At 39.4% G+C, this 18,480-nt stretch carries 19 protein-coding genes and 1 pseudogene; 13 read left to right on the forward strand and 7 right to left on the reverse strand.

Annotated features, from left to right (window positions below):
* Window positions 1-93: 93 nt before the first annotated feature.
* Window positions 94-1,479, reverse strand: coding sequence for a DNA repair protein RadA (radA, locus tag PCI70_RS00905; RefSeq protein ID WP_269913471.1), 1,386 nt, complete (start codon window positions 1,477-1,479; stop codon window positions 94-96).
* A 39-nt stretch (window positions 1,480-1,518) separates the two neighbouring features.
* Here radA and PCI70_RS00910 point away from each other — a divergent pair, with 39 nt between their 5' ends.
* Genes PCI70_RS00910 through PCI70_RS00935 form a run of 6 tightly spaced genes read left to right on the forward strand, consistent with a single transcriptional unit; the run spans window position 1,519 to window position 6,695 of the window.
* On the forward strand, window positions 1,519-2,883 hold the full coding sequence (locus tag PCI70_RS00910; RefSeq protein ID WP_269913472.1) for an amino acid permease: 1,365 nt from the start codon (window positions 1,519-1,521) through the stop codon (window positions 2,881-2,883).
* 4 nt (window positions 2,884-2,887) lie between these two features.
* Window positions 2,888-3,049, forward strand: a complete 162-nt coding sequence (locus PCI70_RS00915) for a hypothetical protein (RefSeq protein WP_269913473.1) — start codon at window positions 2,888-2,890, stop codon at window positions 3,047-3,049.
* A gap of 12 nt (window positions 3,050-3,061) precedes the next feature.
* Window positions 3,062-4,309 (forward strand): diaminopimelate decarboxylase, encoded by a 1,248-nt coding sequence (gene lysA / locus PCI70_RS00920; RefSeq protein WP_269913474.1) that lies wholly within the window; start codon window positions 3,062-3,064, stop codon window positions 4,307-4,309.
* A gap of 4 nt (window positions 4,310-4,313) precedes the next feature.
* A complete protein-coding gene (dapF, locus tag PCI70_RS00925) occupies window positions 4,314-5,156 on the forward strand; it encodes a diaminopimelate epimerase (RefSeq protein ID WP_269913475.1) in 843 nt (280 codons plus the stop codon).
* Between the two features lie 2 nt (window positions 5,157-5,158).
* Window positions 5,159-5,824 (forward strand): enhanced serine sensitivity protein SseB C-terminal domain-containing protein, encoded by a 666-nt coding sequence (locus PCI70_RS00930; protein ID WP_269913476.1) that lies wholly within the window; start codon window positions 5,159-5,161, stop codon window positions 5,822-5,824.
* Window positions 5,811-6,695 carry a tyrosine recombinase XerC gene (locus PCI70_RS00935; protein WP_269913477.1) on the forward strand — a complete coding sequence of 295 codons (885 nt, stop codon included), beginning with the start codon at window positions 5,811-5,813 and terminating at the stop codon, window positions 6,693-6,695. The genes PCI70_RS00930 and PCI70_RS00935 overlap by 14 nt, the downstream gene beginning before the upstream one ends.
* Here PCI70_RS00935 and PCI70_RS00940 read toward each other — a convergent pair.
* Both PCI70_RS00940 and PCI70_RS00945 read right to left on the reverse strand, forming a co-directional pair.
* Window positions 6,671-7,252, reverse strand: coding sequence for a GNAT family N-acetyltransferase (locus tag PCI70_RS00940; RefSeq protein ID WP_269913478.1), 582 nt, complete (start codon window positions 7,250-7,252; stop codon window positions 6,671-6,673). The genes PCI70_RS00935 and PCI70_RS00940 overlap by 25 nt on opposite strands.
* 10 nt (window positions 7,253-7,262) lie before the next feature.
* Complete coding sequence (locus PCI70_RS00945; protein WP_269913479.1) at window positions 7,263-7,748, reverse strand: Lrp/AsnC family transcriptional regulator; 486 nt, start codon at window positions 7,746-7,748, stop codon at window positions 7,263-7,265.
* 105 nt (window positions 7,749-7,853) lie between these two features.
* Between PCI70_RS00945 and PCI70_RS00950 the strand changes: the two genes are divergently transcribed.
* The 5 genes from PCI70_RS00950 to gyrA all read left to right on the forward strand — a co-directional run bounded on the left by PCI70_RS00950 (window position 7,854) and on the right by gyrA (window position 13,540).
* On the forward strand, window positions 7,854-8,453 hold the full coding sequence (locus tag PCI70_RS00950) for a LysE family translocator (RefSeq protein WP_269913480.1): 600 nt from the start codon (window positions 7,854-7,856) through the stop codon (window positions 8,451-8,453).
* A 235-nt stretch (window positions 8,454-8,688) separates the two neighbouring features.
* Entirely contained in the window at window positions 8,689-9,435 is a 747-nt protein-coding gene (locus PCI70_RS00955) for an electron transfer flavoprotein subunit beta/FixA family protein (RefSeq protein WP_269913481.1), read from the forward strand.
* Window positions 9,435-10,364 (forward strand): FAD-binding protein, encoded by a 930-nt coding sequence (locus PCI70_RS00960; RefSeq protein ID WP_269913482.1) that lies wholly within the window; start codon window positions 9,435-9,437, stop codon window positions 10,362-10,364. The genes PCI70_RS00955 and PCI70_RS00960 overlap by 1 nt, the downstream gene beginning before the upstream one ends.
* A 33-nt stretch (window positions 10,365-10,397) precedes the next feature.
* A complete protein-coding gene (locus tag PCI70_RS00965) occupies window positions 10,398-10,835 on the forward strand; it encodes a hypothetical protein (protein ID WP_269913483.1) in 438 nt (145 codons plus the stop codon).
* Between the two features lie 65 nt (window positions 10,836-10,900).
* Window positions 10,901-13,540 (forward strand): DNA gyrase subunit A, encoded by a 2,640-nt coding sequence (gene gyrA, locus PCI70_RS00970; RefSeq protein WP_269913484.1) that lies wholly within the window; start codon window positions 10,901-10,903, stop codon window positions 13,538-13,540.
* A 25-nt stretch (window positions 13,541-13,565) separates the two neighbouring features.
* On the opposite strand, the gene oxyR is transcribed toward gyrA, so the two are convergent.
* From oxyR to PCI70_RS00985, 3 genes and pseudogenes are all read right to left on the reverse strand, one after another.
* The gene (oxyR, locus tag PCI70_RS00975; RefSeq protein ID WP_269913485.1) at window positions 13,566-14,462 is read right to left on the reverse strand and encodes a LysR family transcriptional regulator OxyR; all 897 of its coding nucleotides are present in this window, start codon (window positions 14,460-14,462) and stop codon (window positions 13,566-13,568) included.
* Window positions 14,463-14,478: 16 nt separating this feature from the next.
* Window positions 14,479-15,333, reverse strand: a pseudogene (locus PCI70_RS00980) (alpha/beta fold hydrolase); the annotation flags it as partial.
* A 37-nt stretch (window positions 15,334-15,370) separates the two neighbouring features.
* Entirely contained in the window at window positions 15,371-15,535 is a 165-nt protein-coding gene (locus PCI70_RS00985) for a rubredoxin (RefSeq protein WP_269913486.1), read from the reverse strand.
* Window positions 15,536-15,741: 206 nt separating this feature from the next.
* Between PCI70_RS00985 and PCI70_RS00990 the strand changes: the two genes are divergently transcribed.
* Window positions 15,742-16,269 (forward strand): adenine phosphoribosyltransferase, encoded by a 528-nt coding sequence (locus PCI70_RS00990; RefSeq protein ID WP_269913487.1) that lies wholly within the window; start codon window positions 15,742-15,744, stop codon window positions 16,267-16,269.
* 2 nt (window positions 16,270-16,271) lie between these two features.
* Here the strand turns inward: PCI70_RS00990 and PCI70_RS00995 are convergent, their stop codons facing one another.
* Window positions 16,272-16,778, reverse strand: coding sequence for a YqiA/YcfP family alpha/beta fold hydrolase (locus PCI70_RS00995; RefSeq protein WP_269913488.1), 507 nt, complete (start codon window positions 16,776-16,778; stop codon window positions 16,272-16,274).
* Window positions 16,779-16,897: 119 nt separating this feature from the next.
* Here PCI70_RS00995 and lysS point away from each other — a divergent pair, with 119 nt between their 5' ends.
* Entirely contained in the window at window positions 16,898-18,424 is a 1,527-nt protein-coding gene (gene lysS / locus PCI70_RS01000) for a lysine--tRNA ligase (RefSeq protein WP_269913489.1), read from the forward strand.
* The last annotated feature ends 56 nt before the right edge of the window (window positions 18,425-18,480 follow it).

Genomic DNA, 18,480 nt, shown 5'->3' on the forward strand with positions numbered 1-18,480 from the left:
TTAGTGATGTATTTATGGGACTAAATGATAAAAAATTCAATAGTTACGATGTAAATTTTGCAACTATTTATATCAAATTTGAGCATATTTTGTTTATAACTCATCATTTAATTGTAATGCAGCCGTTAATGCTTCGTGTAAGCGTGCCACAGGAATAACTTTAACGCCTGCAATGGCTTTTTGTGGTGCATTGCCACGCGGTAAAATCACGTATTTAAAGCCATGTTTTGCTGCTTCTTTTAGGCGCTCTTGTCCATTGGGTACAGGGCGAATTTCGCCTGATAGCCCAACCTCACCAAATACAGCAAGTTGTTGTGGAAATGCTTTACCACGCAAACTGGATGCACAGGCAAGTAATACCGCTAAATCCGAGCCTGTTTCGGTAATTTTTAAACCACCAACGATATTGACGTAAACATCTTGCCCTGTAGTGTGTACACCGCCATGACGGTGCATAACGGCAAGGAGCATATTTAAACGGTTTTGCTCTAAACCTAGTGCAACACGCCGTGGTTGTCCGTGTGCATCATCAACCAAAGCCTGTACTTCTACTAACAATGGGCGTGTACCTTCACGGCTAATCATGACAATAGAACCTGCAATGGCTTCGTCATAACGGCTTAAAAAAATAGCCGAAGGATTAGCAACTTCACGCAAGCCTTTATCTGTCATACCAAATACGCCAAGCTCGTTGACTGCACCAAAACGATTTTTTACCGCACGGATCATACGGTAACGTGAGTCTGATTGCCCTTCAAAGTACAATACGCAATCCACCATATGTTCTAAAACACGCGGTCCTGCAAGTGCCCCTTCTTTGGTGACGTGTCCAACTAAAAACAGCGCCGTACCACTATTTTTGGCAAAGCGTGTGAGCAGAGCGGCAGATTCACGGATTTGAGAAACACCACCTGGGGCAGATTGTAAGGTCTCGGTAAAAAGCGTTTGAATAGAGTCAAGTACGGCAACGGCAGGGCGTTCTTGTGCTAATACCTCACAAATACGCTCTACACAAGTTTCTGCCATCACTTTAAGTTGTTCGGTGGGTAAGTCTAAGCGTTGGGCACGTAAAGCGACTTGCGATAAAGATTCTTCACCTGTGACATAAAGTGCAGGGCTATTGGCACTTGCCATGTGTGTGGCAGTTTGTAGCAAAATGGTCGATTTACCAATACCAGGGTCACCACCAATTAGAACGACTGAACCTGTCACTAAACCACCGCCTAAAACACGGTCAAACTCGCTAATTCCTGTTGAAACCCGCGATTCGCGTGAGATAGAGACTTGATTAAGTGTAGTGACATTGGCAATTTGTCCTGCATAGCCACCACCTGTGGTTTTGGGGCGTGCCCGATGTGTCACAGTGGGTTGTACTTCAAGTAAAGAGTTCCATTCACCGCATTCTGAGCATTGACCTGCCCACTTTAAATGGTCTGTACCGCACTGTTCGCAACGATAAACAGTTTTCACTTTACTCATATATCACCTATAGTACATAAAAAACGTCGAGGAACACGCATGTCGCATGAGTTGCAAAAGAGTTTATCTAACCGACATTTACAGCTAATTGCCATTGGGGGTGCCATTGGTACTGGCTTATTTATGGGGTCTGGAAAAACGATTTCACTGGCAGGACCATCAATTTTATTTATTTATATGATTATTGGGTTGATGGTGTTTTTTGTCATGCGAGCCTTGGGTGAACTTTTACTATCTAATTTAGAATATAAATCGTTTATTGATTTTACCACAGATTTGATTGGGCCATGGGCAGGTTATTTTGTGGGTTGGACGTATTGGCTGTGTTGGATTTCAATTGGTATTGCCGATTTATCTGCCATTATTAATTATCTACAATTTTTTAATAATGGTGTGGCGTTTAGTCCTGCCGAAAGTGCATTGATTTGTGCCACTTCTATCTTTTTTATTATGGGGCTCAATTTAGTTACAGTTAAGCTGTTTGGTGAGATGGAGTTTTGGTTTGCATTGGTGAAAATTATTGCCATTGTAGTCCTTATTTTAGTGGGCTTGTGGATGGTGTTTACAGGCTTTACATCTAGCGCAGGCGAGGTGGCATCTTTTACACACCTGTGGCAAAACGGTGGTTGGTTTCCAACAGGGGTGGATGGCTTTTTAGCAGGTTTTCAGATTGCAATTTTTGCATTTGTTGGGGTTGAGCTTGTAGGAACCACAGCAGCCGAAACACAAGACCCCGAAACAAATTTACCCAAAGCGGTGAATTCTATTCCTATACGTATTATTATTTTTTATGTGTTTGCCTTATGTATTGTCATGGCTGTCACGCCATGGAATAAAATTGATCCAACCATTAGTCCATTTGTAAGTTTATTTAGCCAAGCAGGGATTGCCGCTGCTGCCATTATTATGAATTTGGTGGTGTTGTCATCTGTCATGTCTTCAATGAATAGTGGTGTTTTTTCAACAAGCCGTATGTTGTTTGGGCTGTCTAAAGAAGGGCAAGGACCTAAATTGTTTGGGCGTTTAAACAACCGTCATGTGCCTGCCAATGCGTTATATTTTTCGGCATTATGTTTGTTAGGCGGTGCCGCACTTCAATATTTTGTCCCTAATACGGTAGAAGCATTTACACTTGCGACGACACTATCCACAATTTTGTTTATTTGCGTATGGCTCATGATTATTTGGAGCTATATGATTTATTATAAAACCCGTCCTCAACTGCATCAGGCATCTCAATTTAAACTGCCGGGTGGGTTGCTAACCTGTTGGATTACGGTTATTTTCTTTGTAGGCATGGTGTATGTTTTGTCGTTACAGCCCGATACGTTGCGTGCCTTACAAGTGAGTCCAATTTGGTTTTTAATTTTATTGATTGGTTATTTTTTTAGAACAAAGGAATAAAGTAATGCGTTTATTGGCATGTTTACTACTTGGTGCAACGCTTGCAGGCTGTGGTCAGTCTGGTGCGTTACAGCTTACAAATGACCCACATTTAGATACTCGCCCAAAATATTTACTTTGGCATAAAAATGAGCAACCCGCTCAACCTACCTCAGAACAGCAATAAAGGATCGCATCAATGAGTTTTACCCGCATTCAAGGAATTTTGCACGCAGAACAATGTAACTTAGAACAAGTTGCAAAACAGTTTGGTACACCGCTTTACGTTTATTCTAAGGCAGCGTTTGAAAAGCACTATTTAGATTTGCATCAAGCATTTGAATTTATTGATCATCAAATTTGCTACGCCGTAAAGTCAAACTCAAATCTTGCTGTGTTAAAGGTACTTGCTAAATTGGGTGCGGGTTTTGACATTGTGACAGGGGGAGAACTCGCACGCGTACTGGCGGCAGGTGGAGATCCATCTAAAATTGTATTTTCTGGATTGGGTAAATCAGAAGCAGATATTCAAAAAGCACTAGAAGTTGGAATTGCGTGTTTTAACGTGGAGTCTTATGCAGAGCTTGACCGTATTGAGCAAGTTGCATCACGCTTAAACAAAATTGCACCAATTTCTTTGCGTGTTAACCCCGATGTAGATGCCAATACACATCCATATATTTCTACAGGTTTAAAAGAAAACAAATTTGGTATTCCAAGCGATACTGTTTTAGAAACCTATCAATATGCAAACACATTGCCGCATTTAAAAATTACGGGGATTGACTGCCATATTGGTTCGCAACTGACTGAAACACAGCCATTTGTTGATGCCCTAGATCGTGTGATTGCCATGATTGAGCAATTAAAAGCATTGGGAATTACGCTTGAACATATTGACTTGGGCGGTGGCTTAGGTGTGGTGTATCAAGATGAAGTACCACCAACAGCTAAAGAATATGCAGACTCACTTAAACCAACGCTCGAAAAATTAGGCTTAAAAGTTTATTTAGAGCCAGGGCGTTGTATTAGTGCTAATGCAGGTGTGTTGCTGACGCATGTTGATTTACTCAAACCAACCAATCACCGCAATTTTGTCATTGTTGATGCAGCAATGAATGATTTAATTCGTCCATCGTTGTACCAAGCATGGATGGATATTCAAACCGTTAGCCCAAATGATGCAGATGTAAAAACGTGGGATATTGTGGGTGCCATTTGTGAAACAGGCGATTTTTTAGGTAAAGAACGTGAGCTTGCCTTAACACCAAACAGTACATTGGCTGTATTTGGTGCAGGGGCATATGGTTTTGTGATGAGTTCAAACTATAACACCCGAGGGCGTGCTGCCGAAGTGATGGTGAGTGATGATCAGGCTTATTTAATTCGTGAGCGTGAAACCATTGAATCATTGTGGGAAAAAGAACACTTCTTGCCTGAGGAATAAAATAATGTTGTTAGAATTTACAAAAATGCACGGGCTTGGCAATGACTTTTTAGTCATTGACCTTGTCACGCAACGTGCTTATTTAGACACAGTGACCATTCAGCGTTTGGCAGATCGTCATTTTGGTATTGGATTTGATCAATTACTAATTGTTGAACCACCTGATTTACCAAATGTTGATTTTAAATATCGTATTTTTAATGCAGATGGTTCGGAAGTGGAACAATGTGGCAATGGCGTACGCTGTTTTGCAAAATTTGTGCATGATCGTCAGCTTACACATAAAACCAAAATTCGTGTGCAAACCAAAGCAGGGATTGTAGAACCTGAATTGGGGGCAAATGGGTGGGTACGTGTGAATATGGGGCAACCAAAGTTTGAGCCACAGCATATTCCATTTGTTGCCGAAGAAACTGAAGATTTATATAGCGTAGAACTGAAGGAAAAAACAGTAGAGCTTGCTGTGGTGAGTATGGGTAATCCGCATGCTGTTACGGTTGTGTCTGATGTGATTAAAGCCGATGTAAAAACTCTAGGGCGTCAGATTGAAACGCACGAACGTTTTCCTGAGCGTGTGAATGCAGGCTTTATGCAAGTGATTGACGAAAAGCACATACGTTTACGTGTGTTTGAGCGTGGCGTAGGTGAAACATTAGCTTGTGGTACAGGTGCATGTGCTGCTGTAGTAAGTGGTATACGCCGTGGTTTACTTGCAAACGATGTAGAAGTGGAGCTTGCAGGTGGGCGTTTACATATTTCTTGGCGTGAGAACGATGTAGTTTGGATGACAGGACCTACAGCAACCGTATATGAAGGACGCTTTGATCTAAGTTATTTTCAGGGGTAACCATGACAGATTTACTAGAAAAAGCAGCGAAAAACCCACAGGCACGCCCTGAATTTTTAGCTTATTTGGCACAAGCAAACGTATATTGTTTGGCGATAGATCCTAAACAAAATACGCAGGCACTTAACTTAACTGAGCGTATTCAATTTCAAAAATGGGAAAACTCAACAGGACAGGCAGCAATTCCATTTTTTTTGTCATTAGAGGAGCTTGAGCGTTCTGTTCAAGCACCACACCCTTATGTGTGTTTATCATCACAACAGCTTTTTAAAATGACAAAAGGCGAAACATTAGTATTACATCCAATGTCGCCGTATGGTCGTGCGTTTTTACCACATGAAATTGAATTTTTAATCAGTATGCCAAAAGCTCAAGAACCTGATGTGGTATTAGGCAAACCTGAGCCAATGCCAAAAGAATTGCTTGCGCAATTACGCCAGGTATTTGTGCAACACACAAATATAAAACGTGCCTATATTGCCATGATGTATTTAGACATCAAAAGTGAGCCAAAAACGGTTGTGGGTGTAGAGGTAACACAAGATGTTAAAGCAGTGATGGATGTTTTAGATGCATTAGATGTAACTTGTGAATTTATACAAATACAGCAAGATACGGTAAGTGAATACATGCTAAACGAAACGCAACCGTTTTATGAGCAAAAATAACTTAGCACAGTGGCTGAGCGAACGAAAAGCACAAAATCAGTCTGCCCATACCTTAAAAGCGTATGAGCGGGATGTGAGTGCTTTTTTAGGTTTTTGTGAGCAAAAAAAACTTGAGTTTGACAGTATTGAAGCATCAGATTTACGTGAGTTTTTGGCATATCAGGTGGATACATACCAACTCAGTGCAAGCAGTTTGCAACGCCAACTCAGTGCAGTTCGGCAGTTTATGCAGTGGCTAAAAGAAAATCATATTTTACAGCAAAATATTGTCGAAGATTTTAAGTTAAAGCGTCAGTCTCGTGCATTGCCAGGTATGATTGATATTGAAACCATTATTCGAGTATTAGACCAAACCGAGCCTGAAGAAAAACGCTTATGGTTACGTGACAAAGCCATTTTGGAGTTATTTTATTCAAGTGGTTTACGTTTGGCAGAATTGCAATCACTCACTTTGCGTGATATCGATTTTTCACGGCAGTTGGTGCGTATTACAGGAAAGGGCAATAAAACCCGAATTGTACCATTTGGCTCTAAAGCAAAACACGCATTAGAAAATTGGTTACAGATTTATTGGGGAGAGCTTACACCTGACGCACCTGTTTTTATTTCTACGCAAAAAAAGGCTCTTAGTGCCCGTCAAATTGAAAATCGTGTAAAACTACAAGCACAACGAGCAGGGGTTAATTTACATCCTCATTTGTTACGGCACTGTTTTGCAAGCCATTTACTGTCTGCAAGTGGCGATTTGCGTGCCGTACAAGAAATGTTGGGTCATGCTAATTTATCGACGACGCAAATTTATACCCATTTAGATTTTGACCGTTTAGCATCGGTTTATGATCAGGCTCATCCGCGGGCAAGTAAATCTTGAAGATGTGCTTTTACGTTTGTCCATTCTCCTTGAATAATACTATACATCACCGTATCTCTAATTGAACCGTCTTTACGGCATGCATTACCTCTAATCACACCATCTTTTTTTGCACCAATGCGTTCAATAGCTTTTTGGCTCGCAAAATTAAATTGATCAGTACGTAGAGCAACGGTATTCACCCCAAGTGTTTCAAATGCATGTTCAAGCAATAAGAATTTACAAGTGGTATTGATGTGGGTACGTTGTGCGCTTTTGGCATACCATGTATAGCCAATTTCAACTCGCTTAGGTTCGGGTAAAATATCGTGATAACTGGTTGTACCCACCACAGTATTGGTCGTTTCATTAATAACCGCAAAAGCAAAACGGTCTAATGTTGTGTGTGCAAGTTGTACATAAGCCTCTACTTGGTCGGGCGTTGGGGTAGAGGTAATCCGTAGTTTCCATAGCTCGCCATCTTGTGTGGCTTTCTTTAAGCCTTCGATGTGTTGATCGGTTAAAGGTTCTAAACGAACATTATTTTTACGCAAAACCACAGGTTCAACAAAACTCATATTTATATCCTTATAATGGCAGTTGGTAACTTTGTTTTATAATTTGACTAGGTAAGTCAGTTTTAACACTGGTTATTCCATTTTTTTTGGTCAGATGACTTGACTGAAATTTACGATAGCTTTCTAAATCGGGTACAACCACTTTGAGCATAGCATCACATTCACCTAAAATAATATAGCATTCCATCACTTGAGGCAGTTCTTTCATTGCTTCGATAAAGCCATCAATTGTTTCGGCATCTTGTCCGATGAGCCAAATTCTAGAAAATAAAATGAGGTTTAAACCGACTTTTTGTGCATCCACAATGGTGGTGTATTCTTGGATAACGCCTGCCTCTTCAAGTAATTTTACCCGCCGTAAACAAGACGAAGGTGAAAGCCCAACATGTTGTGCCAAATCGTTATTTTGAATACGTCCATGTTGTTGAAGTTGTCTAATGATATTTTTGTCTATACGATCTAACTTTATTGATACAGAAGCACGTTGAATTTTCATAATTTCAAATTAAATTCTAAAAATAAGATAAATTATAGAATATTTGCAATCTAATTTTAGATAAAAATAAAGATAATTAGCCTAAGTTTTTAGTGTTATATCGCCATGTCAAATTTAGCTCTTTTTACCTTAACCATCTTACCTTTAATTTTTACGCCTGGTCCCGATATGCTGTTTATTTTATCGCAGGTGATGGGAAAAGATGCCCGTGCAGGTGTAATGGCAACCGTAGGTGTGTGTTGTGGCTATCTTATTCATTCGGTTTTAGTGGCATTGGGTATTTCTGCCATTATTTTGGCATATCCGTTGTTGTTTGATGCGATTCGTTATATTGGTGTGGCATATCTACTTTATTTAGCTTTTCAATTGTTTCGTTCTGTTTTTTCTAAAAACACGTTAGCGTTAAATAAAAAGGTGTCGAGTAATCCCATTAAGAAAGGTTTTTTTACTGCTTTGCTTAACCCAAAAGGGATGTTGATTTATTTTGCAATTTTACCGCAGTTTATGGATAAGACAGGCAATACCATTGTACAAGGTTTAACTTTATCTTTTATTTTTATTGGATTGTGTTTGGTGGTGTATAGCTCGCTTAGTTTTATTTTTGGCAAATTTACCAAAACAGTTGATCCAAGCAAACAAAAGTGGATTGATGCAGGTGCAGGTACCATGATTGCTGTGGCAGCAACATGGCTAATCTCACATTAAGATATTTCTAATGTATTAAATGAGAAAAACTGATAGTTTAAGTTTTTGATTTAAATATGTTTTATGGCTTGTCTTGTTGTGTTTTTATGTAGATAAGGCGTTGTTTTTGCCTAAAAGGGTCTGCTTGCACCAAATTGTGACTTGACCCATCTGCAAACGCATAGCAAGATAAGCAAGAATATGAAAAGTGGATTACTTTTCTTCGTATCATTTGGAATTTACAGCCGAGGAATACATGAAGGCTCTTGTTGCTGTCAAACGTGTGGTCGATGCCAACGTCAAAGTTCGTGTTAAACCAGATAATAGTGGTGTTGATTTAACGAATGTTAAAATGTCAATTAACCCATTTTGTGAAATCGCAGTTGAAGAAGCGATTCGTTTAAAAGAAAAAGGGATTATATCTGAAATCGTTGTAGTTTCAGTTGGACCAAAAGAAGCACAAGAACAACTTCGCTCCTCTATGGCGTTAGGTGCAGATCGTGCAATCTTGGTTGAAACTAACGAAGAAGTAGGTGCTTTAGAAGTATCTAAAATTTTAAAAGGTGTGGTTGAGCAAGAGCAACCTCAAGTTGTATTACTAGGTAAGCAAGCGATTGATGACGACTCTAACCAAGTTGGACAAATGTTGGCAGCACTTTTGGGTGCAGGGCAAGCAACATTTGCATCAGAAATTGTGATTGCTGATGGTAAGGCACAAGTAAAACGTGAAATTGATGGTGGTTTACAAACCATTGAGCTCACGTTGCCTGCAATTGTAACGGCTGATTTACGTTTAAATGAACCGCGTTACGCAAAACTACCTGACATCATGAAAGCAAAGAAAAAGCCTTTAGATGTAAAAGCACCAAGTGATTATGGTGTTGCAACAGGTACAAAATTAAAAACTATTAAAGTAGAAGCACCAGCAGAGCGTCAAGCAGGCATAAAAGTATCATCTGTAGATGAGCTTGTTGCAAAGTTAAAAGAAGTGAAGGTGATCTAATGAGTATTTTAGTTATTGCTGAACATGACAACCACACATTAAATACTGCAACACTGCATGTAGTGACAGCGGCTCAAAAAATTGGTGGTGATATTACATTGCTTGTTGCAGGCGAAAACGTGCAAACAGTAGCAGAACAAGCATCACAAGTTGCAGGCATTGCAAAAGTTTTAGTAGCAGATCATGCAGTATATGCACATCAACTTGCTGAAAATGTGGCTGAACTTGTTGCATCTTTAACAGGCTATACGCATATTTTAGCTGCATCAACAACAACAGGTAAAAATGTACTACCGCGTGCTGCTGCATTGTTAGATGTAAGCATGGTGACAGACATTATTGCAGTTGATGCACCGAATGTGTTTAAACGCCCAATTTATGCAGGTAATGCAATTGCTACTGTACAATCTGATGAAAGTATTGTTTTAGGTACAGTACGTACCACTGCATTTGATGCTGTGAGTGCTCAAGGTGGTACAGCATCTATTGAAAATACTGATGAAGTAAAAGATGCAGGTGTATCAAGCTTTATTTCTGAAGCGATTGTAAAAACTGAACGCCCAGAACTTGCAGGTGCTAAAGTGGTGGTTTCAGGTGGACGTGGTGTGGGTTCTGCAGAAAACTACCACAAAATCTTAGATCCATTAGCGGATAAGCTCGGTGCAGCACAAGGTGCTTCGCGTGCTGCGGTAGATGCAGGTTATGTACCAAACGATATGCAAGTTGGGCAAACAGGTAAAGTGGTTGCACCAGAGCTTTATATTGCGGTGGGTATCTCGGGTGCTATCCAGCATTTAGCAGGTATGAAAGACTCTAAAGTGATTGTTGCAATTAACAAAGATGAAGATGCACCAATTAATGCAGTGGCAGATTATTGGTTAACAGGCGATTTAAATGAAATTGTGCCTGAATTAGTAAGTAAGATTTAGTAAAGTAAAACGCTCCAAAAGGAGCGTTTTTTTATGCAATACGATCCACTTTACAAACGGTTATTTATTGTCGAGCTTGCAATGTTAAGCTTGCTTTTACTAAGTATGCCAATTGTTTATCTTATTCAAAGCAATCTAAATTATTTTTGGAAAATTTTGTTTTGCTATTTTTTAGGTGTTTTTGTGTGGTACGGCTTAAGTTTTTTTATCAAAGGTATTTTTTCTGATAAAGAGAAACTTTACAATTTTCCAATTTCTGACCGTTTTTCTGATTGGCATGTTAGTGGTATCGATGGGGGAGTTCCAATCATTGGTGAGCTTATAGTTATCATTTTTTTACCTGTATTACTAATAGTATTACGTATTCTTCCAATGGGCATTACTTGGCTTTACCGTCGGTTTGTTCCACTACATCCTCGTGCAAGCTTTATTCCTTTTGTCATCAAGCAAAAGCGTCTGCAATCCTCTTAATTAATATGTTAAAATATCCTGTTTTTTAGATTTTAAGCTTTATAGCAAAATAACAAGGAGTATGCATGAGCGTATCGGAAATTAGACCGATTGCCATTGAGGATGAACTCAAGCACTCGTATTTAGACTATGCGATGAGCGTGATTGTATCGCGTGCCTTGCCTGATGTAAGAGATGGTCTTAAGCCTGTTCATCGTCGTGTACTGTATGCTATGCACGAGCTAGGCAATGACTATAACAAAGCCTATAAAAAATCAGCACGTGTGGTTGGGGACGTGATTGGTAAATATCACCCACATGGTGATTCGGCAGTGTACGAAACCATTGTACGTATGGCTCAAGATTTTAGCTTACGTTATCAGTTAGTAGATGGTCAAGGTAACTTTGGTTCTATCGATGGCGATAGTGCCGCAGCAATGCGTTATACCGAAGTGCGTATGACACGTTTAGCTCATGAGCTTCTCGCCGATCTAGAAAAAGATACAGTAGATTGGGAAGATAACTACGACGGTTCGGAGCGTATTCCACAGGTTTTACCAACCCGTATTCCAAATTTACTTATTAATGGTGCAGCAGGTATTGCCGTAGGTATGGCAACCAATATGGCACCACATAATATGACAGAAGTGATTAATGCATGTTTAGCCTATGCAGATAATCCAAGTATTTCTGTTGAAGGATTAATGGAACACATCAGTGGTCCAGACTTTCCGACAGGTGGTACAATTTACGGTAAAGCAGGGATTGTAGATGCTTATCGTACAGGTAAAGGGCGTTTGCATATTCGTGGTAAGTACCACTTAGAAGAAGATCCAAAAACACACCGTACCACGATTGTATTTACCGAAATTCCTTATCAAGTCAATAAAGCACGCGTGATTGAGCGTATTGCTGAGCTTGTAAAAGAAAAGAAAATTGAAGGTATTTCAGAAATTCGTGATGAGTCAGATAAAGAAGGCATGCGTATTGCCATTGACTTAAAGCGTGGTGAAAATGCTGAAGTTATTGTAAATAACTTATTTATTAATACTCAACTTGAAAATTCATTTAGCATCAATATGGTGTGTCTAGATAATGGACAACCTAAGCTAATGAACTTAAAAGATATTGTTGCTGCTTTTATTCGTCACCGTCAAGAAGTCGTTACACGCCGTACTATGTTTGAGTTGCGTAAAGCACGCGAACGTGGGCATATCTTAGAAGGTTTAACCGTTGCGATTGCCAATATTGATGCGATTATTGAGACAATCCGTGGTTCAGAAAATCCTGCACAAGCACGTGAGCGCTTAACAGCAGGTGAGTGGGCTGCAGGTAGTGTGGTTGGCTTACTTGAAAAAGCAGGTTCAACGTCTGTACGTCCTGAAGAAATTGAAGGCGAAGATCCTGCACGTCCTTATGGTTTAACTAACGAGATTTATCGTTTATCACCAGCTCAAGTGAGTGCAATTTTAGAACTTCGTTTGCACCGCCTAACAGGCTTAGAGCAAGAAAAACTTCATGCGGAATACAGTGAAATTTTAAGTCAGATTGCAGAATTTACGGCAATTTTAAATGACTTTAATTTACTTATGAATGTGATTCGTCAAGAGCTTGCACAAGTACTACAACAATATGGTGATGAACGCCGTACACAAATTGTAGAGTCGCGCGTAGACTTTAGCCGTGAAGATTTGATTCCTGAAGAGCAAGTGGTACTTACTGTTTCTCAAACAGGTTATGCAAAAACACAGCCATTATCTGATTATCAGGCACAACGCCGTGGTGGACGTGGTAAGTCTGCAACAGGCATGAAAGATGACGATATTATTCAGCATTTAATTGTGGCATCTAACCATGCAACCGTGCTGTTCTTTACTAATGTTGGTAAGGTTTACCGTTTAAAAGCGTTTGAAATTCCTCAAGCATCTCGTGGTGCAAAAGGTCGTCCAATGGTGAACTTATTGCCATTAGAGCCTGAAGAAACGATTACGGCAATTTTACCAGTTAAAGATTTTCCAGAAGACCATTATGTATTTATGGCAACAGCGTCTGGTACGGTAAAACGTGTCGATCTTTCTAAATTTAGCAATGTGCGTTCTAATGGTTTACGTGCTATTGAGCTTAATGAAGAAGATACGTTAATTGGTGTTGCCATTACTGATGGCGAGCAACAAATTATGTTGTTCTCTAACGAAGGTAAAGCCATTCGTTTTGCAGAAACAGATGTACGTGCAATGAGTCGTACGGCTAAAGGTGTACGCGGTATGCGTGTATCTATGGCTCAAACGCTAGATGAAGATATTGAAGTAGATGACGAAACCGATGAGAATGAAGATTCGGCAGTAATAGAAAGTCGTATTGTATCGCTTGTGGTTGTGCCTGAGTCTGGTGAAGTGCTTTGTGCATGTGCAAATGGTTACGGTAAACGCACACCTGTTGAAGAATTCCCAACGAAACGCCGTGGTGGTAAAGGTATTATTGCCATTAAAACAAGCGATCGTAATGGTGAACTTGTAGGTGCAGTCTCTATTGATGAAAGCAAAGAAATGTTGCTGATTTCAAATGGCGGTACACTAGTACGTACACGTGCGTCAGAAGTGGCAAACACTGGACGTAATGCACAAGGTGTTCGTTTGATTCGTTTAAATGATGAAGTTTTGGTGAAGGTTGTTTCGGTAGAGGCAGTTGATCCCGAAGATGATGAAGTAGAACTAGAAGCAGAATAAAAAAAGGAGGGTTAACCCTCCTTTTTTATGCAGTAATTTTTTGCAAAATATTTGCGAGCACATCAAATTCATTATGTAATGGCGTACTTTTGCGTGTTACAAGTGCAACTGTACGCGTTGGTGCATCATGAATTTGCTTCACTTCAATATTTGGATGATATTGGACAATGTGCTTTTGTAGGGCAATTTTAGGCAATAGGGTATAGCCTAAATTAGAAGAAACCATCTCAATAAGCGTAGGTAGTGAACTTGCCTTTAAACGGTGATCATTTTTACGCTCGCCAATAGGGCAAGCACTTAAAACGTGATCGCGTAAACAATGTCCTTCTTCTAGTAGCATCAAACGTGACATTTCTAGATCGTCTAGAGATTGTGCACGTACACATTGCTGATCTGCTTTATTGTAGACTAAAACAAGCTCTTCTTTTGCAATTTCAGCTGTTTTAAGCCCACGTGTTTCAAATGGTAGCGCAAGTACGATCATGTCTAAGTTGCCATGTTCAAGCTTCTCTACAATTTTCTCGCTTTGCGCTTCGTGTAAATGCAATTGAATTTTAGGTAACTGACGATGAACTTCATCAAGAAGTTGCGTTAAAATAAAAGGTGCAATCGTTGGAATGATGCCGAGATGTAGGTCTCCCGTGAGTGGTTCACTCATTTCACGGCTTAAGCGCATTAAGTCTTGTGCATCTGCAAGCAATACACGAGCGCGAGCAACCACTTGTTCACCTAAGGGTGTTAGGCGAACATTTTGTCGATCTCGTTCCACGAGTACACCACCTAACAAGCGCTCTAATTCCATAATCCCGCCAGACAATGTAGATTGTGTGACAAAAGAACGGCGCGCAGCTTCGGTAAAGTGTAATGTTTCAGACAGTGTAACCAAATAAGAAAGCTGTCTTAAAGAAGGTAGTGCAGCCATAGTGTCCTAATACTTTTTAAGATTTAAAGTGATGTCCAAATAAACCACTCAGGTGATGGATAAAATGAGGCGAGATATCGTGCCCCATTTCTTCAATTAACTCAAACTTTGCGCCTTGAATTGCCTTTGCAACAGCTTTTCCATGCTTTGGTGGAAGTAAACGGTCGCGTTGTCCATGCACAACCAAAGTTTGTTGTTTAATTTGTTTATCCCAGTTCAACAAAGAGCCTGTACATAATATTGCTAAAAACTGTTGAAGTACACCCATAGGTGTGTAACTGCGGTTGTAAGCAAGTTGGGCTATTTTACGGTTATATGAATCATTTATATAGCCAGTAGAGCCAATTATTTGGTAAAGCTTAACACTTTGATCAATAATATCCTGCGGTTTATTCGATTTTGAGCGCTTTAACAGTGCTTGAAGTTGCTTGAAGTGAGGTGGTGGTAAAAATGCTTGGTTATTGCTTGTAAATAGTAAACCTAGCTTATTAACTCTGTGAGGGTATTTAGCGGCAAGGATTTGAGCAATCATTCCGCCCATTGAAGCACCAATAACATGGCATGTGCTAATGTTAAGATGGTCTAATAAGTTTATACAGTCATCAGCCATAGCTTCTAGTGTATAGCAAGCACCTGTATTTTTAAGCCCAAGTTGGAAGCGTACCATTTTAAATAAGAGTTTTTTAGCAGAAACGGATTGCTGAGTTTTGTAAGATAAACCGATATCACGGTTATCAAAACGCACAATATAAAATCCTTGTTTAACCAGTGCATGACAAAAATCATCTGGCCAATGTATGAGTTGGCATCCTAAACCCATAATCAAAAAAATACAGGGATCTTTGGGATTACCAAGTGTTTCTGCATAAAGTGCTGGCATAACGAAAAAAAGACCACAAGTGGGCCTTTTAGATTTCCATCATTTCAAATTGATCTTTGGTAATGCCACAATCTGGACATGTCCAATCTGCAGGAACATCTGACCATGCTGTACCCGCGGCAATACCATCTTCTGGCCAACCTTCTGCTTCATCATAAATAAAACCACAAATAATGCACTGATACTTTTTCATAAACACTCCAAGCTATTATTAAATTTTCGCTTGGTTTGCTTCTAAAGTAAAGTCTAACCTGTCTATCGACTAAAGTTGTACTTAAAACAGACTATCACAACCTATTTGGGGTCTTTTTGTACTCAAATCACACAGCAAGAATAGTTTTTTTTATTATTAGCGGTTAAAATTAAATCACTTAAACAACTTGTTGTCTCCTAACTGTTATGAATTTTTCTGAGATATTCTGGTCGCACATTCGTGCTGTGCCAAATTTTCCTAAAGCTGGTATCTGTTTTTACGATTTAACACCATTACTCACAGATCGTATTCAGGATTTAACTGAAGCTCTTGTAGCAAGTATTCCAGCAGAAAAAATTGAAGCAGTAGATAGCTTTATTGCGGTTGAGGCACGTGGCTTTGTATTAGCAAGCTTCTTGGCACAGCGTTTAAATAAAGGCCTTATCTTGGTTCGTAAAGCAGGTAAGTTACCACCTCCTGTTATTGGAGAAGGTTATAGCTTGGAATATGGTATAGACACATTAGAAATGTCTGCCGATATTAAGCCTCAAAATGTAATTTTAGTTGACGATATTTTAGCAACGGGCGGTACATTAAAAGCAGTTCGCTCTTTAGCAACAAAATGTGGTTTAACTGTACTCGGTACTTCTGTGTTATTAGATCTAGATTCAATTGAAAGTGATATTGGAATGGATGTATGGGCAGTGGTGGCAGAAAGCTCTAAGCCTGCGTGATACTAACCGACTCCTGCGAGTCGGTTTTTTACATCCTGAATGAGGTTGTTTAAGTGCTCAGGATATTGTAAACGGTGGTAGCCACCATCGTAAGTTTGAACAAACATAAAGCGTTCTAAGCGCTGTTGTACAGCTTGCATATCGACCAACTCATCGGCAAGTTCCAAATAAGCAAATTGTGGAATATCATGATTAAAAAACTGATCAGAAAGTTCCGGATAATCGGTCAGCATTGGGTTTAAACTTGGGTTGGCAACAATTGCGGGCAATTTAAACAATAATGACATTTTAAGTGCCCAATAGCCACCTAGACTATGCCCCACTAATAAGTTGGGTTTTATTTTTTTGACCATTTCTTGATAAAGCTGATTTACAGTCTCGTAATTTAAATTACGATAGTCCATATCAATACAAAATTTGTGGGCGTGGTGAATGGCATGAAATTTAGTAGATTCTTTAGAAGAATCTAAACCATGAAAGAATAATATTTTGACGTTGTTATTTTTCATTGTATGTCGGTTTAAATAAAAACAGTGTATCGTTCAATTTTGACGCTGAATAGTTAGCGTTTAGTCTAATGAATCTGCTATTCTACGTACTTCTTTTTTCAACTAATTTTGAGGCAGAGATGACGCAACATAACGCTCAATCGACTTCCGAACCCACTATTTCCGAAAACGATTTAATTGCACAGCGTCATGCCAAGTTAAAACAGATTCAAGAACAGGCAGCAGAAAAAGGGGTAAGCCCTTGGCCAAATACGTTTAAACGTGAGCATTATACCGCTGATCTACAAGAACAGTTTAAAGATAAAGATAAAGCAGAAATTGAAGCAGGCGAGCGTGTTTACGTTAAAGTAGCAGGTCGTATCATGCTTAATCGTGGTTCATTTATTGTACTACAGGATATGACAGGGCGTATTCAGCTTTATGTTGACCGTAAAGGATTACCAAAAGATACGCTTGCAACAATTAAAGCACTCGATTTAGGCGATATTGTTGCAGCAAGTGGTTATATTGGTCGTTCAGGTAAAGGCGATTTATATGTACATTTAGAAGATTTTGAGCTATTAACGAAATCTTTACGTCCGCTACCTGATAAGTTTCATGGTTTAAGTGATACAGAGGCAAAATATCGTAAGCGTTATTTAGACCTTATTGTAAATGAAGAAACACGTAAAACATTTGAAATCCGTGCCCAAGTGGTGGCAGGTATTCGCCAATATTTAGCGAATGAACGTTTTATGGAAGTTGAAACACCAATGATGCATATGATTCCAGGTGGTGCATCAGCGCGTCCGTTTGTAACACATCATAATGCGTTAGATATGGACTTGTTTTTACGTATTGCGCCTGAACTTTACCTTAAGCGTTTAGTCGTTGGTGGTTTTGAGCGTGTATTTGAAATTAACCGTAATTTCCGTAACGAAGGGGTTTCAACACGTCATAACCCAGAATTCACCATGATTGAGTTCTACCAAGCGTATGCAGATTACAAAGATCTGATGCAACTAACAGAAAATATGTTAGAAAAGCTTTCGGTTGATATTCTAGGCTCAACAGATGTGCCGTATGGAGAAGAAGTTTATAGCTTTAAAGGACCATACAAAAAAATCTCAATGTTTGATGCAATTTTAGAGCATAACCCTACATTTACGCCTGAAAATGTAAATGACCGTGAATTTTTAGCAGACTTTGTGCGTAATGAGCTTAAAGAGCAAGTTAAGCCAGGTTTTGGTCTTGGTAAGTTACAAACGATTGTGTTTGAAGAAACGGTAGAAACACAGCTTCGTCAACCAACATTTATTACAGAATATCCAGCAGAAACTTCACCGTTAGCACGTCGTAACGATAGTAATCCACACATTACAGATCGTTTTGAGTTCTTTATTGGTGGGCGTGAGCTTGCAAATGGCTTCAGCGAGTTAAATGACCCGATTGATCAGGCTGAACGCTTCCAAGCACAAGTTGCTGAAAAAGATGCAGGAGACGATGAAGCAATGCACTTTGATGCAGACTTTATTGAAGCACTTGAATATGGTTTACCACCAACTGCAGGACAAGGTATTGGGATTGACCGTCTTGTTATGTTATTTGCCAATGCGCAAAGTATTCGAGATGTATTGTTATTCCCACATATGCGTCGTAAAGACTAATAAAAAACCTCTGCTAAGCAGAGGTTTTTTTAATAAAGATGATTAAAATATTCGGT

The sequence above is a fragment of the Acinetobacter sp. HY1485 genome (assembly GCF_027568475.1).
Classification (GTDB): Bacteria; Pseudomonadota; Gammaproteobacteria; order Pseudomonadales; family Moraxellaceae; genus Acinetobacter.

Coding starts and splice junctions, on each gene's coding strand:
- lysS (WP_269913489.1), top strand. CDS start 16,898: ATGACGCAACATAACGCTCAATCGACTTCCGAACCCACTATTTCCGAA.
- PCI70_RS00910 (WP_269913472.1), top strand. CDS start 1,519: ATGTCGCATGAGTTGCAAAAGAGTTTATCTAACCGACATTTACAGCTA.
- PCI70_RS00950 (WP_269913480.1), top strand. CDS start 7,854: ATGTCAAATTTAGCTCTTTTTACCTTAACCATCTTACCTTTAATTTTT.
- oxyR (WP_269913485.1), bottom strand. CDS start 14,462: ATGGCTGCACTACCTTCTTTAAGACAGCTTTCTTATTTGGTTACACTG.
- PCI70_RS00930 (WP_269913476.1), top strand. CDS start 5,159: ATGACAGATTTACTAGAAAAAGCAGCGAAAAACCCACAGGCACGCCCT.
- PCI70_RS00915 (WP_269913473.1), top strand. CDS start 2,888: ATGCGTTTATTGGCATGTTTACTACTTGGTGCAACGCTTGCAGGCTGT.
- PCI70_RS00965 (WP_269913483.1), top strand. CDS start 10,398: ATGCAATACGATCCACTTTACAAACGGTTATTTATTGTCGAGCTTGCA.
- PCI70_RS00955 (WP_269913481.1), top strand. CDS start 8,689: ATGAAGGCTCTTGTTGCTGTCAAACGTGTGGTCGATGCCAACGTCAAA.
- PCI70_RS00945 (WP_269913479.1), bottom strand. CDS start 7,748: ATGAAAATTCAACGTGCTTCTGTATCAATAAAGTTAGATCGTATAGAC.
- PCI70_RS00935 (WP_269913477.1), top strand. CDS start 5,811: ATGAGCAAAAATAACTTAGCACAGTGGCTGAGCGAACGAAAAGCACAA.
- PCI70_RS00995 (WP_269913488.1), bottom strand. CDS start 16,778: ATGAAAAATAACAACGTCAAAATATTATTCTTTCATGGTTTAGATTCT.
- PCI70_RS00985 (WP_269913486.1), bottom strand. CDS start 15,535: ATGAAAAAGTATCAGTGCATTATTTGTGGTTTTATTTATGATGAAGCA.
- radA (WP_269913471.1), bottom strand. CDS start 1,479: ATGAGTAAAGTGAAAACTGTTTATCGTTGCGAACAGTGCGGTACAGAC.
- PCI70_RS00990 (WP_269913487.1), top strand. CDS start 15,742: ATGAATTTTTCTGAGATATTCTGGTCGCACATTCGTGCTGTGCCAAAT.
- gyrA (WP_269913484.1), top strand. CDS start 10,901: ATGAGCGTATCGGAAATTAGACCGATTGCCATTGAGGATGAACTCAAG.
- PCI70_RS00960 (WP_269913482.1), top strand. CDS start 9,435: ATGAGTATTTTAGTTATTGCTGAACATGACAACCACACATTAAATACT.
- dapF (WP_269913475.1), top strand. CDS start 4,314: ATGTTGTTAGAATTTACAAAAATGCACGGGCTTGGCAATGACTTTTTA.
- PCI70_RS00940 (WP_269913478.1), bottom strand. CDS start 7,252: ATGAGTTTTGTTGAACCTGTGGTTTTGCGTAAAAATAATGTTCGTTTA.
- lysA (WP_269913474.1), top strand. CDS start 3,062: ATGAGTTTTACCCGCATTCAAGGAATTTTGCACGCAGAACAATGTAAC.